Source organism: Apibacter sp. ESL0404 (assembly GCF_019469245.1).
Lineage (GTDB): Bacteria > Bacteroidota > Bacteroidia > Flavobacteriales > Weeksellaceae > Apibacter.
Window position 1 is genome coordinate 344,957 of the sequence record NZ_CP048267.1, and the last position, 17,150, is coordinate 362,106.

General features: G+C 32.0%; 12 protein-coding genes. 7 read left to right on the forward strand and 5 right to left on the reverse strand.

Translation table 11 applies throughout. The features are described 5' to 3' along the window. Positions 1-532: 532 nt before the first annotated feature. A complete protein-coding gene (locus tag GYM72_RS01405; protein ID WP_220264448.1) occupies positions 533-7,546 on the reverse strand; it encodes a leucine-rich repeat protein in 7,014 nt (2,337 codons plus the stop codon). A 429-nt stretch (positions 7,547-7,975) separates the two neighbouring features. Here GYM72_RS01405 and GYM72_RS01410 point away from each other — a divergent pair, with 429 nt between their 5' ends. Beyond that, complete coding sequence (locus tag GYM72_RS01410; protein WP_220264449.1) at positions 7,976-9,022, forward strand: ABC transporter substrate-binding protein; 1,047 nt, start codon at positions 7,976-7,978, stop codon at positions 9,020-9,022. Between the two features lie 2 nt (positions 9,023-9,024). Here the strand turns inward: GYM72_RS01410 and mgtE are convergent, their stop codons facing one another. The 4 genes from mgtE to GYM72_RS01430 all read right to left on the reverse strand — a co-directional run bounded on the left by mgtE (position 9,025) and on the right by GYM72_RS01430 (position 13,199). Continuing rightward, positions 9,025-10,362, reverse strand: coding sequence for a magnesium transporter (gene mgtE, locus GYM72_RS01415; RefSeq protein WP_160542736.1), 1,338 nt, complete (start codon positions 10,360-10,362; stop codon positions 9,025-9,027). A 95-nt stretch (positions 10,363-10,457) separates the two neighbouring features. Further along, positions 10,458-11,723: a DUF2130 domain-containing protein gene (locus GYM72_RS01420; RefSeq protein WP_220264450.1), complete on the reverse strand. Its 1,266-nt coding sequence runs from the start codon at positions 11,721-11,723 to the stop codon at positions 10,458-10,460. Between the two features lie 165 nt (positions 11,724-11,888). Beyond that, entirely contained in the window at positions 11,889-12,596 is a 708-nt protein-coding gene (locus GYM72_RS01425) for a hypothetical protein (RefSeq protein WP_220264451.1), read from the reverse strand. Positions 12,597-12,620: 24 nt separating this feature from the next. Continuing rightward, on the reverse strand, positions 12,621-13,199 hold the full coding sequence (locus GYM72_RS01430) for a rhodanese-like domain-containing protein (RefSeq protein ID WP_220264452.1): 579 nt from the start codon (positions 13,197-13,199) through the stop codon (positions 12,621-12,623). 47 nt (positions 13,200-13,246) lie between these two features. Between GYM72_RS01430 and lnt the strand changes: the two genes are divergently transcribed. The 6 genes from lnt (at position 13,247) to GYM72_RS01460 (ending at position 17,148) form a co-directional block, all read left to right on the forward strand. Beyond that, positions 13,247-14,905, forward strand: coding sequence for an apolipoprotein N-acyltransferase (lnt, locus tag GYM72_RS01435; protein WP_220264453.1), 1,659 nt, complete (start codon positions 13,247-13,249; stop codon positions 14,903-14,905). A gap of 86 nt (positions 14,906-14,991) precedes the next feature. After that, positions 14,992-15,231 (forward strand): 50S ribosomal protein L28, encoded by a 240-nt coding sequence (gene rpmB / locus GYM72_RS01440; protein ID WP_055425116.1) that lies wholly within the window; start codon positions 14,992-14,994, stop codon positions 15,229-15,231. A 14-nt stretch (positions 15,232-15,245) separates the two neighbouring features. Continuing rightward, positions 15,246-15,428 (forward strand): 50S ribosomal protein L33, encoded by a 183-nt coding sequence (gene rpmG, locus GYM72_RS01445; protein ID WP_055425117.1) that lies wholly within the window; start codon positions 15,246-15,248, stop codon positions 15,426-15,428. Between the two features lie 12 nt (positions 15,429-15,440). Then, complete coding sequence (locus GYM72_RS01450; RefSeq protein ID WP_105297293.1) at positions 15,441-15,593, forward strand: DUF4295 domain-containing protein; 153 nt, start codon at positions 15,441-15,443, stop codon at positions 15,591-15,593. Positions 15,594-15,685: 92 nt separating this feature from the next. Next, positions 15,686-16,642 (forward strand): signal recognition particle-docking protein FtsY, encoded by a 957-nt coding sequence (gene ftsY / locus GYM72_RS01455; protein ID WP_105297294.1) that lies wholly within the window; start codon positions 15,686-15,688, stop codon positions 16,640-16,642. 23 nt (positions 16,643-16,665) lie between these two features. Next, a complete protein-coding gene (locus GYM72_RS01460) occupies positions 16,666-17,148 on the forward strand; it encodes a hypothetical protein (protein WP_220264454.1) in 483 nt (160 codons plus the stop codon). Positions 17,149-17,150 lie beyond the last annotated feature (2 nt).

The window sequence follows — 17,150 nt, forward strand, 5'->3', positions numbered from 1 at the left end:
AAATTTTAACATAATCTTTATTTAATATAAATAATGTAAATTTTATACTTATTGATACTTAATATTTTTTCTACTTATTTTTTAAGAGATAAAAAATAATATAAGATATATATTGTGAATAATTTATCTATTATATGATAATTATTTTAATTATTAAATTACGGTAACAGCCAAAGGTTAAATTTCTTACATTTGATGTAATAAATTCGTAATCAGGGTTTATTAACACTAAAATTCTATAATGATTTACTTATTCAATGAGTAAATAAATTTTAAATGCCAAAAAAATACATTTTTTGGCATTTTTTTTAATGAATAATTGTATAATTGCTTTTAAAATTAACGTATCATATCAATAAATTATCATATTGTATATTTTATATATCTTTCTCTTCATAGATAAAAAATTCAAACCATATTATAAATTAGATATAACTTTAAAAACGAGTAATAAATACCACGAGGAGAAAGTTAATTCTCCCCGTGATTTATAATATAATAAATATAAAATACTTAAAATAGATTAAAAGAGTTAAATTTTGATAAATCTTTTAACTGCAATTAATTTATTGTTACTGTCATAAATGAAAATCAAATAAATTCCTTTATTCCAAGAGTTATTGGTTTCAATAATAGCCTTGTAAGTATGATCCGGGAATGTTTGGTAAAATTCAGATTTACCAAAAAGAGAGACAATATGATACCACTTAAAAGGGATATTAGATTCAAGGGTAAGGTTATATAATACAGGATTAGGATATAACTTAATGTTAGCATTGGCAGGATATACCATCCATTTTTCAGAATGACTATCATTCCCTTTATTACCGTTAGTATCCGTAACTTTAGACAGGTCTATAACTAATAAATAGTTACCATCCATATAATTATATTGTTTTAAGCCTTGAACAGTAAAAATAGTTTTATCTTCACTATTGGATATAGTTACATTATCTAAAAGTATTGTTTCAGATTTACCTTTTCTAAGATAAATGGACTCCTTAGTAAAATTCACCGGCATATTAAATTGAATAATTACTTTATCCACAGGCTGTCCGTCATTAAGAATACCTGAAACGTTAATTAAATTAATTTTGTGAGATTGAGTCCAACTGGCTTCTTTACCTGTTGATCCCTTATTTCCGTTAGCATCTTCAATATTATTGGTTAATACACGGAATCTGTAATACCCAAACTTCATAGTTTTAGATCCAATATACACGCGATAGTTTCTTTCATCGATTTTATTTATTGTAATGCTTGAGTCGATTAAATTTTTACCACCCTGGCAAGACAAATAAAGATCTTTGTAAGTAAAAGTTGTAGGATTAATAGGAGTATTGAATCTGACATCAACATAATTCAAGCTTTCATAAATAGTTTTTTCAGGAACATGAGTAATAGCCTCGACCCTCACCGCATTATTTTTATTGATTTCCCAATAAACGGTGTAGATAGCACTATGTATAGATTCAAATTTATCGATGATATGTAACTTATTTTCATAAACAGGATCCGCATTATCACGTAGCGTACATTGGGTTAACCAGAAGTTATCCAACGGAATAATCACACCATCATTACGAACAATCTTAATAATCACATATTTGCCGTTCCAAGGGTCATTGATTAAACCATAATTCCATCCTTCTTTGGAAGGGATAATTTCAATTTGAGATACAAAAGTATCGGAATTTTTCTCTTTAATTACGATATTTTTAGTACGGAACACAGGCTCAGTTCCACCGCTAGATAAAAATAACGAGTCAGGGAAATCTCTAATATCTTTACTATCATTAACTAAGAAGTCATTAATGCCATCATCCTGATTTCCATATACTCGGACACTTTTGATCAGTTCATGAATTTTAATACCACCTATTAAGCTAAGGTCTGGATTACCAAAACTATTAGAATGAGAAATTTTTGCTTCGAAATCTATAAAATGACCTAAAAGGGAGCTGGTAAACCACCATTGTCCAACCGCAGTTTTACCACCTTCTATAGTTCCGAAATTGATATTGGTAATTCCCAATTGACGTTTTTTACCGTTTAAGTTGGAACCAATAATATCAAAATCAATAGCTAATCCTTTTTGATTATCAACAATTTGTGGTTGAGCTGAACTAACATGTACATTTTTAGCCGTTCCCATTCCTTTATTGTGAATAATAAGACCCAATTCAGCCGGGATGATAGGTTCAATGTCTTCAGTTAACGGATCATCCCCGAAAATGTTTCTCTGCATAAAATAATCTAGATAAATTTCAGGACTAGGATGGACATCCAAAATAGATGGGAACAATTTAACCGTAGTTACTTCATCAGTCAAAGGATTGGTATACGAAAGAGTACCGCCAAAAGAATATGATTTCTTTTTATTAGGAGCTGCCTTCTTGGTAGGAATAAATAAAATGGAGGCAAAACCTTTTTTGCCCGGGTCTAAAGATCCGGTACCATCAATGGCTGATAAATCTGTAAGTGATTTAATATTAATTTGGAAAAGGTCATTAGCTAAGTTGCCTTGATCATCTCTAATTTCTATATCAAGCTTAATATTAGTAATCTCTTTTTGTTGGCTACCATTAGTTAGAGTAAAATTCCCTTCAAAAGCTTCTCTTGTCATAACCATTTTTTGCTTAATGTCTAATGAAACTTTAGCACAAACGGAATTTTGTTTGCGAGTAAAATATTCTTTAGCTTCTTTAAGCCTGTCTGCATATAATTCATCTATAGAATCATATCCTCTGGAACTTACATATTCTTTTATAGAAATCATAGTTTTCAAATATTCATTAAGTTTAGTTTTATTTACTATGTCAGGATAATTATCATTAGGAGTATAAACTCCATTATCCCAAGCTTGAAGAGTTAAATTCCATCGAGTAAAAAAGTTATCCATGGTAGAAGAGCTTATATCAGAATTAGCAAAAAGGCTTTTGATATTGGCAATATCTTGAGGTGTAAAAGGTTTATTGTCACCTAAGTGAGCAGCAGTTGCATTTGCGAATTGTAAAAAAGAAGAGGAATTCATAATTGAATTACCATAATATTCAGCATAATAACTATTTACAGTGTTTATAAAATTAAGTATAGCTTCCATATCATTAATCTGAATCTTGTCTGAGCCAGATTTTTGAAACTTATTTATAATATCTTCTAACGCACAATTAAAAAAGTCATATAAAGCTAAAACACAGCTTATACCTATACCAAATTTACTCGGTTTTTTTTCTAAGAAACCTATCAGGCAAAGTATTATATTTTTAGTATTTACTCCTGAAGTTATAAAACTATAGGCGCAGCCTATATATGGAGGAAGTGGGTTACAACTTATAATTGCTCCACCAGCTTCAATAAGGCATGGAGGTAAAGGGGTACAGCCACCCGATATAACAATAGGAATAAACCCACCACTTCCAGTACTCACGCTTCCATTGGATAAATCCAAATGCCCCGAAGAATTATTGTTATTGCAACCTGGGTTAATATGGGTTATCTTGTAAGAAGATTTTTTAACTGTAGTGTTACCGCACTTGTATTCATAAAAAACTTTAACATAACTTATGCAGCCATTATTTTTGTTAACCTTATCATCGTTTTTATCCTTATTACTATTATTATTATCTGAATTATTGTTATTATCATTGGAACCATTGTTGTTATTGTTGTCTTCACCATTTCCATTGGAACCATTGTTGTTATTGTTGTCTTCACCATTTCCATTGGAACCATTGTTGTTATTGTTGTCTTCACTATTTCCATTGGAACCATTGTTGTTATTATTGTTGTCTTCACTATTTCCATTGGAACTATTATTGTTATTGTTGTCTTCACCATTTCCATTGGAACCATTATTATTTGAATTATTCATACTCATTACTACCGGTATTTGTATAGCCGTTAAAGCAGGAATGTTTACTTTATTAACTAAAGGGGTAAATACGTAATTATTATATGAATCAAATTGAATTTTAGCATTTTCTGCCGCGATAAGTCCTTTATTGGTTAAAGTAACCATAAAGCTGTACGTATTACCCGGTTTAAGATCCGGTAAGGGTTTAGGGAATTCCATAATAACCACCGGTTGAGGAACATTGGTTTCATAATCAACTTTTAAATCGATATCATATTCATCTTCAATTTCTGTTGGAGTTACCTCCCAGGTATATGAAACCCCCATGTAAGAAATAAACACCCGTTGATTATTGAGTTTACCGGCGTTTATTAAAATATTATTTTTATAACTTTCATGCTTATCAGCAGAAACAGAAACGGTATAATACCCTTCCGGAATACTATCCAATTTATACAATCCATTTTGGTCGGTTAATCCTTCGCTCAACACCTTACCGGAAAATGGATGTGAAATAACCACTTTAGCATTTTTAACATGAGGTTTACTTGGTGTATTATAAGAATATTCGTCAACCACATCCACCCATAAAGATCCAACATTTTCAGAAACAAACTCAATGTCAAAAGGAATTAATATTGAATTGGCTTTTTCGGTATTTACGGCTATGGATCCTTTGAATGGTGAATTCAAAGGAAGATCCGACTTACCTGTGAGCTCAATAGTAAAGGTAGCAGTTTGTCCCGGCGGTAAATTATCAATTGAAGCAGTGGCCGGACTTAAAATTCTGAACCAATCCTCAGAAGGTAAAGAAAGAGAGATTTTGCCCGTATTTTCTTTTCCGGAATTAAAAAGAGTATATTCAACCAAACGTTTTTTACCTTTAGTTACAGTAATATCTTTAGGAAACTTTTTCACCTCCAAATAAGCTTTACCTGTAGTTGCGGTAAATTTAGCGGAGAATTCAGCCAAATTACCTTCCTCTGCTTTAATGTCGAAGGCTGCAGACTCGTAATTATCAGTCAATGTAACCTTTTTAGCGTTAAGCTTGTATTTTAAAAAAGCTGATTTACCCGGTTCTAAAACGGTCAATGGTTCAAAAGAAATAGAATAACTATCGGAATTAACTTTAGGATGGACAGTAACAGTATGTAAAGTAAGATGGGTTTTATTTTTAACTTCAATAGATCCTTCTACAGTATTGTTTACTATCCCTTTAAATATAATATTGCTGTCGATAATATCTATACCTAGAATAGTAAAATCAGTTTGCGCTGCAGAAGTAGAGATATCAGGATGAGAGGCTCCTACTTGATAAAAACCGAATTCTTCATCAAAAGGGGTGAAGGTGTAGGTAAACTCTCCTTTGGTATTAGTTTTAGCAAAAAACTCCCTTTTTGTACCTGCAGTAACTATATTAATTTTAATATTTTTATCAATGGCAGGGCTTTTATCAGCCAATCGGGCTTTACCATTAAAAATTATTTTTTCCCCTCTGGAATAAATGGATCTATCTAAGGGGTTTATGCTCACTTTATATTCAGGGGATAAATGTATTTTTCCTGCAAAGCTTGAGTAATCTTCCAATGGGATATCCGCTGAGTCCTTAGGAATGATCACAGCAAGTAAGAAAAAATTACCTAATTTATCAGGGAAAGATATTGAGGTAGTAAAAGAAATTTTATCCTTGGCAGGTATAGTTTCAGAGATAGAATGTTTAGCTAGTAAGTAATCGTTATCATCCCAACGATCATCCTCAGATAAAAAATAAGCTACTTCACCATTATTATTAGCTTCGGATTTACCCTTATTTTCAAGAGTAGTGGAAACTAAAAAAGGGGTATTAACTGAGAAATCTGTATCGGGTAAATTTAAAGAAATAAATAAATTGGCCTCTTTAAATTGAAAATCTTTCCATTGATCGGCTTTTGCGTATAGTTGACGAGAAGAATTAGGAACTTGTAACAAACAGTTATTTTTATCAACCCCATTAAATACATTTTTACCCAAAGAAGGCGGAGTACTATTATTACTAGTAATTGATGCGAGTTGTTTAGCATTGTAAAAGGCCTCTGTATTAATATTTTTAAGCGAGGCAGGTAAAGTTATTTCTTTTATTAAAGAATTATAAAAAGCCTCTTTCCCGATAGTTTTTAAATTTTTAGGCAAAACAATGATACCATTGAAATATCTAAAAGATCTATAAGGTAAAGATTCGAGATAATCAGGGAGAATAACTTTACCGGCTACCTTATAAAAAGCATCTTCACCGATAATTTTAATCAGGGCATTTTTAGATAAATCAATAAGTTTTATATGCTCAGAGCCTTCAAAAACCCCCTTACCTAAAGTATGTAAATTGGGTGCTTTACTCAGATCTAACTGGTCAATTTTAGAATAGAAGAAAGCATAATCGTTGATAGTATGTAAATTAGGAGCTTGACTCAAATCGAGATTTTTGACGTTAGAATACGAGAATGCCTCTTTCCCGATAGTTTTTAAACTTTTAGGCAAAACAATGATACCATTGAAATATCTAAAAGATCTATAAGGTAAAGATTTGAGATAATCAGGGAGAATAACTTTACCGGCTACCTCATAAAAAGCATCTTCACCGATAATTTTAATCAGGGCATTTTTAGATAAATCAATAAGTTTTATATGCTCAGAGCCTTCAAAAACCCCCTTACCTAAAGTATGTAAATTGGGTGCTTTACTCAGATCTATCTGGTCAATTTTAGAATAGAAGAAAGCATAATCGCTGATAGTATGTAAATTAGGAGCTTGACTCAAATCGAGATTTTTGACGTTAGAATACGAGAATGCCTCTTTCCCGATAATTTTTAAATTTTTAGGTAAAACGATGAAACCGTTGAAATATCTAAAAGATCTATAAGGTAATGATTCAAGATAATCAGGAAGAATAACTTTACCGGCTACCTTATAAAAAGCATCTTCACCGATAATTTTAATCAGGTCATTTTTAGATAAATCAATAAGTTTTATATGCTCAGAGCCTTCAAAAACCCCCTTACCTAAAGTATGTAAATTGGGTGCTTTGCTCAGATCTATCTGGTCAATTTTAGAATAGTAGAAAGCATAATCGTTGATAGTATGCAAATTTGGAGCTTGACTCAAATCGAGATTTTTAACGTTAGAATACGAGAATGCCTCTTTCCCGATAGTTTTTAAATTTTTAGGTAAAACGATGAAACCGTTGAAATATCTAAAAGATCTATAAGGTAATGATTCAAGATGGTCGGGAAGACTCACTTTACCCTTGACTCCATTAAAAGCATATTCTCCTATATTTTTAAGATAGGAACATTTAGAAGCATCCACGCTGATATTATACGCATATTCAAAAGCTTCTTTAGAAATAATTGTTAAATTGGAAGGAAGAATTATATCTTTTAGAACGGAATTACTTTGGAATGCACCTGTAGGAAGTATTCCGTCCATAACCGAAGAATTGGAAAGATCTAAAACCGTTAATTTTTTCATATTATTTAACGTTTTTATATCATCAGGATTTATACTTCCATTAATCGTTAAATTAGTAATCGAATTAACTTCATTACCTAATAGCTTAGATAAGCTGCCGGGGTCTTCCATATCAATGACCTTTACTTGACCCTGTAAAAAAAATATGGATAAAAAATAAAATAAAAAAAGTAAAAAATTCTTCATAAAAAATAAATGTTAAACCGTTCAATAATAAATTAAAAACAGTAGAGTTATAAAAGCAAATATATTTAAAAAATAACGTATAATTTAATTAAAAATGATTGATATCATAAAATAAATGTTAAAAAATAATGAATAAGGAATAAAAAAAATAATAATATTTAATAATAAATAAAATGTTTATAAGTGTATTAAATCTTTGTTTAAACAATTAATTTTAAATTTTATGTTTTTATATACTTAAAGAGATTATATTTTTAAATAGTAATGAATAAAAAACGTTTATAATAAAAAGTTCAAAATAGGAAGTTTTAATTTTGGGATAATATATAAGGTTTGAATCGATATACTGATAAAATAAAAATATGTGTAATAATAAATTAAAAAAATGTTTACTTTAAGTAGTTTTGTAACGAAAATCATGAATTGTTTATGAGGAAAATATTCATTTTTTGTGTATTTGCAATTGTCTTATTTTCTTGCAGAAAATCTTTTGAAAAATCCGTTTCGTCTAAAAACGAATACGCCACTAATTTTTCAATTCAAAATGTAAATAATCAACTAATTATAACATCTGCGGGCAGTCGTTTAGTTTTTCCGAAGCATTACAAAAGTAAACGATGTGTAATTACTACTACTTCCGCCTCGGCCTATATTGATGCATTGGGAGAGATTAACTCCATTGTAGGTGTTTGTTCACCCAATTATTTCTATAATCCAAAAATCATAGAAAAAATTAAAAACAAAACCATCGAAGATATAGGAAATGATGGAACGTTGAATTTTGAAAAAATCTTAGCTTTAAAACCGGATTTAATTATATCCGGACATAACCCCAATTATGAAAAAATTTTAAATCAACTGTCTAAACAGGGTATTAAAATTCTTTATGTAGAAGAATTTATGGAATTACATCCATTAGGAAAAACAGAATATCTAAAACTATTTGGAACAGTTTTTAAACAGCTCCCAAAGGCCGACAGCATCTTTTCTATAGTAAAAGAAAACTATTTAAAATTAAAAGACAAATCGGCTCATACAAGTACGAAGCCCACCGTTTTTACCGGAATTATGTATGGAGATTCCTGGTATATGGCAGGAGGAAAAAGCTTTCTTGCTACTCTTTTCAGAGATGCGGGAGCTCATTATTTATGGCAGGATAATAAAAATTCAGGATCTGTTCCCATGACTTTTGAAGAAGTACTAAGTAAAGCTAAAAATGCCGATTTATGGATAGGAACCAGTAATTTTAAATCCAAAAGAGATTTGTTAAATTCCAATACAAACTATGAATGGTTTAAAGCGTATCAAACAGGAAACGTATATGCATTAAATAACAAAGAAAACCAATCACTCGCTAATGACTACTACGAGTACGGTAGCATTTATGCGGATAAAGTATTATCGGATATCATTAAAATCATACATCCCGAACTAGTTCCTGAATACCAATTAACGTATTTACGGAAATTAGAATAAATTTAGAGTAACACACCGCTTAAAATAAGAGAAGCGATAGTAAAATAAATAATTAATCCGGTAACGTCCACCATTGTTGCCACAAAAGGAGCAGAGGATGTAGCAGGGTCCAATTTAAATAAACGCAAAATAAAAGGAATCATAGAACCGGAAAGGGTTCCCCACAATACGATTCCGATAAGTGAAGTGGCAACCGTAATTCCGATGAGCAACCAATGAGGACCATAATCGTAAAAATTAAGATTTTGCCATATAAGTATTCTGATGAAACCAATTACTCCTAAAGTGATCCCTAATAATAGACCCGAAAAAATTTCTTTTTTCATAACGTACCACCAGTCTTTCAATTTGATTTCATGCAAAGCCATAGCCCGTATAATCAGGGTAGCCGCTTGAGATCCGGAATTTCCCCCACTGGAGATAATTAGAGGCACAAAAAGGGCTAAAACCACGGCTTTTTCAATTTCCTCTTCAAAATGGACCATGGCACTGGCGGTAAGCATTTCTCCAAGAAAAAGTATGATTAACCATCCGGCCCGTTTTCTAAATAAAGTTAAGAGTGGAGTATCACGATAAGGAATATCTAAAGCTTCCACACCACCAAATTTTTGTATATCTTCCGTATCACGTTCCTTAACAATATCCAAAATATCATCCACGGTAACTATACCAACCAATACCCCGGTTTCGGAAATAACGGGAAGGGTGCTTCGGTCATAATCTTCAAAAACGCGAATGGCATCCTCCTGGTTCATCATGCTTTTTAAAGCAATGAAATTGTCATCTCCCAATTCTTCCAATTTACTGTCATCATCGGCAAGTAATAACTTTCCTATTTTGATGTCATCCAGTAACTTATCATTCTCATCGACAATGTAAATGAAATTTAGAGTTTCTGCTTTCCTTCCATATTTTTTAATATGTTGTAAGGTATGTTTTACCGTCCAGTATTTTTTAGCTTGTATATAATTGGGCGTCATCAAACGACCTACGCTGTCTTCCGGATATCCTAAAAGCTGTAAAGCAATTTTTCTCTCGTTTTCGTCTAATAAATTTATGGTGTTTTTAATGAGATCGTCCGGCAGATCTACAAAAAATTCTGTACGGTCATCCGGAGCCATTTCGTTTAACAAATCGGCAATGTCTTTTTTACCTAAACCATGCAACAATTCTTGTTGAATTTTAGGGTCTAAATACGTAAAAACATCCGTTTTTTGATTACGAGGAAGCAGAAAAAAGTTTAAAATCCGATCTTTTTCGGAAAGCTCTTCAAGTTGTTCTGCGATGTCATTTGGGTGAAGATCTTCAATAGGAGTGCCTTCAAAGATATTTTTTTCCATAGACTTTTTTTTTAGGTTATGTTATTGAAGAGTACTGCAAATATAATTCTAAATTATATATAAAGAAGCATATTTTTTAGTATTGTGTATATTATTTATTCATCAAAGCCTAAGGTTTCGTCAGTATTTAATTCTAAAGCTTGTATATTTTGAATGGCATTTCCTGCTATTCCTTTAATGGAGCCGTACATGGAAATTGTATTTTCTATTACCTTTTCGATTTGCTTTTCCCGTTTGGACCATATATTCATCATAGCCCTTTTTTCTTTACTGAGTTCATCTTGCATTTGAGTAAATCCTTCTACAATGCCCTCTATTCGTAAACGGAATTCATTTCCGGTAAGAAAATCATAGAGCATTTCCATCTTATCGCCTTTATTTTCTTGGGACTTAATAATAGTGCTGAATTGAATGATGGAATGTCTTAAAACGGCACTCAACCCCTTAAATTCATTAAAGGTACAAATCCAAATTCCCTCTTTCATTCCCATTCGATCCATGTCTGAAGGCATTACTTCAGTAATAAGAACTCCGGTATTTGCTTTTTTCTCACGAATATCATTTTTGAATTTTTCAATCCATGAGTTTTGAAAATCTTTTGTTCTTTTACTTTCATAATAAATTGAACCGCAATTTTGGATTTCACGAGTATTTACAATTTGAAGGCAGTCGGCACCACGGACTCCTTTTTTTATTTCGTTAATTGTATCTAAAGGAAAATTTTGAGCTAACCATTCTTCAATAGCTAATTCCTGAACTTCTCCCTGCAATTGCATAGATCCTTGTTCTTGTTTTCGCTTCATTTCTTCGGTTAGTCTTTTCTGATCTTCCAGTTGTTTAAGTAACTCCTTAAACTTTAACTCATTTTTTTCATTTTCTTGTTTGCGAATTTTTTCTCTTTCTCGTAGAAGTTCATCAGTTAATTTTTTTTGAGCTTCTGCTTCAAAAACGGCTTTCAACTCTTCTTTTTCTCTACTTAATTTGAAAATCTCCGCTTGCATCTTATTTAATTCTTGAAGCTTTTCAGATTTTTCGGCTAATTCTTTTTCATAAAGAAAAATGCGTTCTTGATTCTCTTCCTCAATTTTCTTTTTCAGATAACTTTCAATTTCAAGAGTCTTTTCTTTGGTTATTTTAGAGAGTCTTTCCTGAAAAATTTCATTCTCTTTCTTCTTCTTGGCCTCAAATTCTTCTTTTTGCCGCTCCAATAAATTGTTTTTTTCTTGAAGTTCTTTCTGAGAAGAAAAAAATTTTTCTTGGTATTCTTTCTTTATGGATTCCTCTAATTGATGTTTAAGAATATCATTTACATCGATTACATTTCCACAATTCGGGCATTTTATCTGAGTTTGAGAATTCATAGTACACATTTACTATTTAACAACGCAAAGGTACAAAATATGTAAATAAATGTAAATGAGTTATTAGGAGGCTGTTTTAGATTTTACAACTGAAACCGACATCTTGTTACTTCATTGCAAGAAGTATAAAATAAAAATTGTACTAAGTACTAATTTATTATGTAATTATTTTACCAACTCCACTTTTAAATCCGTTTTTTGAGGAGCAGCCAAATACTCGGCAGCATCAAATACCATAGAAAGACTTTTTTTGTCTTGAGAAATTACGGCCGAAGAATTGTTTACTTTCTTTATTTCTTTCGGAAACGTATAAATGGTTTTAAAAGTACCACCGGTAAATAAGGGGAGAATGCTTTGAGCCACAGAATCATTTTTTAAACTTTCGGATTTCACGGACTTTTTACTGAATACGTTGCCCTTCCAATGAAAAGTTGAGTTGGTGAGAAATTCCATGTTTTTGGAAGGGTTGTTTTTTGAATTATCAATAGAATTTAAAGCGGCGAGAGCAGAATTTAAAGACGCACTATTGGTGAAATCTCCGTAAATCAATACATAAAATTCCCCTTTCTTTTCATCTTGGTGCACTTTGATAAATAGAGGCTTAAGTGCTTCTAACTTTTTTTGATTCTCGAGAGATAATTTTGATATGCTATCCTTTTTTTGAGAAAGTAAGTTGTTGAATGAAATTAGAGTGTCTTTATAAATACCTTTATTCAGACTATCGGGCATAATTTTCATAAATTCACCGGCATCAATCAAATAAGAATACGTAAGATTGCCTTCAGGATTGAACGTAATTTCCTCGCGTATGGAACAACTTATAAGTAAAACAATTGAATAACATAGAATTAAGATTTTTGAGATAGACTTCATATATTTAATGATTATAATTATTTTTTACTTTACAAGTTCCTTTCCATTTTTCAACCAGCTGTTAAGCCCTCCGTCTAAATTATAAATGATTTGAAACCCATGATCTTTTAAAACATTAGCCGCATAAAAACTTCGTATTCCGGATTTACAATAAACGGCTACCGGACTGTTTTTATCTAATTCTTGAATTTGGTTTTCAAAGCTGGGATCGTCTACACTCATATTAACAGCATCATATATATGGCCACTTTTGTATTCAACCAGTGTTCGTACATCAACAATCTGCGTTTGGCGTATTCCTATTTCCCATGAAAAGGTGGATACCGGAACTGTTTGAATTAAAGGATTTTCTCTATTAATTGTGTGGGAGGGAGAAGAAACGGTATCCTTAGAAGTAACTATGCTGTCTTTTTTTGAAGAAGGAAGAGACTCATCTAATTTAACAGAATTTACGGATGCCGGAGGTTTGCTGTATCTGGGTAAATCGGAAGTAAGAATTCCTACTTCGGGTGGGGTAGTATAGGTATTTACTGATTCCCTGTGATGAGTTTTACACGAAAGTAAAATCAAAGAGAACAGAGCTATAAAAAATAATTTATTCATAGATTTGAAGCGTTTAAAAACTCAAAAATAACTATTTTTACAAGTATATGAAAAGATTTATTCCGGCAATAGTCAGTGGATTGCTTCTTGCTCTGTCTTGGCCTGCATATGGCTTTCCCTTTTTGCTGTTTATTGCTTTTGTTCCCATTTTATTGGTTGAACATGATATTACTGTAAAAAAAGAAAAATTCTCCGATTGGAAGGTTTTTGGATTATCTTATTTGGCCTTTTTCCTTTGGAACTGGGGAGCAACCCAATGGCTACATTTCGCCCAAAATCCGGACGGGTCTCATTCTTGGATGGCATTTTTGTTTCCTCTATTCGTAAACAGTTTGTTAATGGCTTTCGTTTTTACTTTTTTTCATTTTGTAAAAAGAAAAACAGGTACTCGCTTCGGGATTATTTTCTTTCCAACCCTTTGGATCTGTTTTGAAAAATTTCATCTAACTTGGGAAATGTCCTGGCCCTGGCTGAATTTAGGAAATGCCTTTGCTAATTATCCTGAAGTCATTCAATGGTATGAAGTAACCGGCACTTTGGGCGGAACTTTATGGGTATTAACAGCAAACCTGATATTCTTTTATTACCTACGAGCTTATCAAGTTACGCATAATAAAACCTATATATGGAAATCTCTATGCTATAACCTGGCCATTATAGGAATTCCCCTGGCTATTTCCCTCCTTAGATATCAATCGTATCATGAAAAAGCTTCTGAAAAAATAGAAGTGGTTTTAGCCCAACCGGCACTTGATCCATATGCCGATAAGTATCGTTTGGACGGAACTGTAATTCTTCAAGAATTATTACAAACAGTAGATAGAGAAATAACCCCTGCTACACAATTTGTAGTTGCCCCTGAAACTGCTTTTCCGGGAAATGGATTTGTAATGGTAAACAATCTTGAAAACGATATCTACATAACTCAAATAAAGCAATGGCTGAAAAATTACCCTCAATTAAGTTTGGTGTCGGGGGGATCGTTAGCTGAATATTTTACTCAACAACAAACTCCTACAGCCCGTTATCTCAAACAGTATAATCAATGGATTGATCTATATAATTCTGCTGTACAAGTAAATTTGAATGATCCGGTTCAATATTATAATAAGTCAAAATTAGTGGTAGGAGTAGAGCATTTCCCCTATGCATCCGTATTAAAGCCTATACTTGGAGAATATATGATGAATTTTGGCGGATCTATGGAAAGTTTAGGAGTACAAGACCATCCGACTATATTCACAAATTCGAAGAATCGATTAAAAGCCGCTCCTATAATATGTTATGAAAGCATATATGGAGAATACGTCGGAGAATTCGTGAAAAAAGGAGCTAACGCATTATTTATAATGACCAATGACTCTTGGTGGAGCGATTCGCAAGGACATAAGCAGTTATTGGCTTATGCGCGATTACGAGCCATTGAAACCAGAAGAGATATAGGGCGCTCAGCCAATAGTGGAATTTCAGCATTTATAAACCAACGGGGAGATATCGTAGAAAAATTAGACTATGGAAAACGGGGGGCTTTAAGGGGGGACATTAATTTAAATACTTCACTTACAACTTATGTGAAATACGGCGATGTAATCGCCAGATTGGCATTGCTGCTGGCGGGAATATTATTGGCTTATGCGATATCCAAAACCTTTTTAAATAAAATAAATAAGAATGCCCTAAAAAGGAAACACAATATAAAAAAATAAAAAGTAAAAAAGTTGGTAGAGTCAAAAATAATTTGTTAATTTGCAACCCGATTCAAGGAAAAAGAATATTATTTAGATTTAAGATAATGGCTAGAATTTGTCAAATAACAGGAAAGCGTGCAATGGTAGGAAATAATGTGTCGCACGCCAATAACAAAACAAAAAGACGTTTTGAAATAAATTTGATGGAGAAAAAATTCTATTTACCATCAGAAGATGCTTGGGTATTTTTAAAAGTATCTGCACATGGTTTAAGAATTATAGATAAAATAGGAATTGAAGAAGCTGTAGCTAGAGCTCGTAAACAAGGTCTTATCAATTACTAAAAATTAAAATTAAAATGGCAAAGAAAGGTAATAGAGTACAAGTAATTTTAGAATGTACTGAGCATAAAGAGAGTGGAATGCCGGGAGTGTCTCGTTATATAACAACTAAGAACAAAAAGAATACTCCGGAACGAATTGAATTGAAAAAATTCAATCCGGTGTTAAAAAAATATACTATACACAAAGAAATTAAATAATAAATTTTAGTCATGGCAAAGAAGGTTGTAGCAACATTACGTACAGAATCTAAAAAAATGACCAAAGTGATCAAAATGGTTAAGTCTCCTAAATCCGGAGCTTACGTTTTTGAAGAAAAAGTTGTGAATGCGGATAACGTAGACACATTTTTAAAACAGAAATAGTTTTCATAACATAGGTTTTTAAGGTTTTAAAAAAATCATTCACTTCATTGTGAATGATTTTTTTTTTATTTTTGTTATATTATATATCCTATATGAGTTGGTTTAAGAAAATTTTCGGAAAAGAGAAAAAAGAAACATTAGACAAGGGATTGGAAAAATCTAGCCGATCTTTTTTTGATAAAATTGGGAGAGCTATTGCAGGAAAAAGTAAAGTCGATGATGAGGTTCTTGATGAATTGGAAGAAGTGCTGATTTCTTCGGATGTAGGAATTGAAACCACACTTAAAATAATAAAAAAAATAGAAGAACGGGTTGCCAGAGATAAATTTATGAATACTTCAGAATTAGATCAAATTCTAAAAGAAGAAATTATGAATTTATTGGCAGAAAATAAAAGTTCTGATTCTGAATTTGAAATTCCGGAGGATAAAAAACCGTACGTTATCATGGTAGTGGGAGTTAATGGAGTTGGAAAAACAACGACTATAGGAAAACTTGCTTATCAATTTAAACAACAAGGAAAGAAAGTTATATTAGGAGCGGCGGATACGTTCCGAGCGGCAGCCGTAGATCAATTAGTCATATGGTCTGAAAGGGTAGGGGTTCCAATAATTAAACAAAGCATGGGATCAGATCCTGCTTCTGTGGCTTTTGATACCGTTCAATCTGCCAAAGCGCAAGGTGCCGATGTGGTATTAATTGATACTGCAGGACGTTTGCATAATAAGGTTAATTTAATGAATGAGCTTAGTAAAATAAAAAGGGTTATGCAAAAAGTAATTCCCGATGCTCCTCATGAAATATTATTGGTATTAGACGGTTCCACCGGACAAAATGCATTTGAACAGGCCAAACAATTCACGGCAGCTACTGAAGTTAGTGCTTTAGCAGTTACCAAATTGGACGGTACAGCCAAAGGAGGAGTAGTGATCGGTATATCCGACCAGTTTAAAATTCCGGTAAAATATATTGGAGTGGGCGAAAAAATGGAAGATCTCCAACCCTTTAATAAATATGAGTTTGTAGACAGCTTTTTCAAAAAAAATTAAAAGTTTAAGCATTTCAATCCAAAGTGAAAAGAATTATCTATTTAGTTATCATGCTGGTTACTTGCTTTGCTTGTAAATCCCAGCAACCTAAAACTGTTAGCAAGGATAAGCTTTGCAAGGTTGAGTATTCTAATTACGGAGGGATGAATGGTTGGGAAGAATCTTTTATGATTACTCAAGATAATAGTTCGTATCATTCAATTATCAGAAGAACGAACACAAGCGCAAAAGAGCTGGAAAAAACCCCTGAAGACGTTTGGAAAAAATTAGAATCTACTTTAGATATTCATTTACTTGAAAAAATTAAAAGCGGTGAAAGTAAACTTTTGTATGATGGGAAAGATACTAAATACAAGATAGTCTTATGTTCCGGTAAGGAATATTCTTTTATTAATCCTCAGGATTCAGAAGAGTTCCAAAAAATGAACGAGTTTTTTTCTACAATTTTGGATAGTAAAAATAAAATACTGATAAAAATCAACAACCCCAAAAAAAACAAACCTTAAAA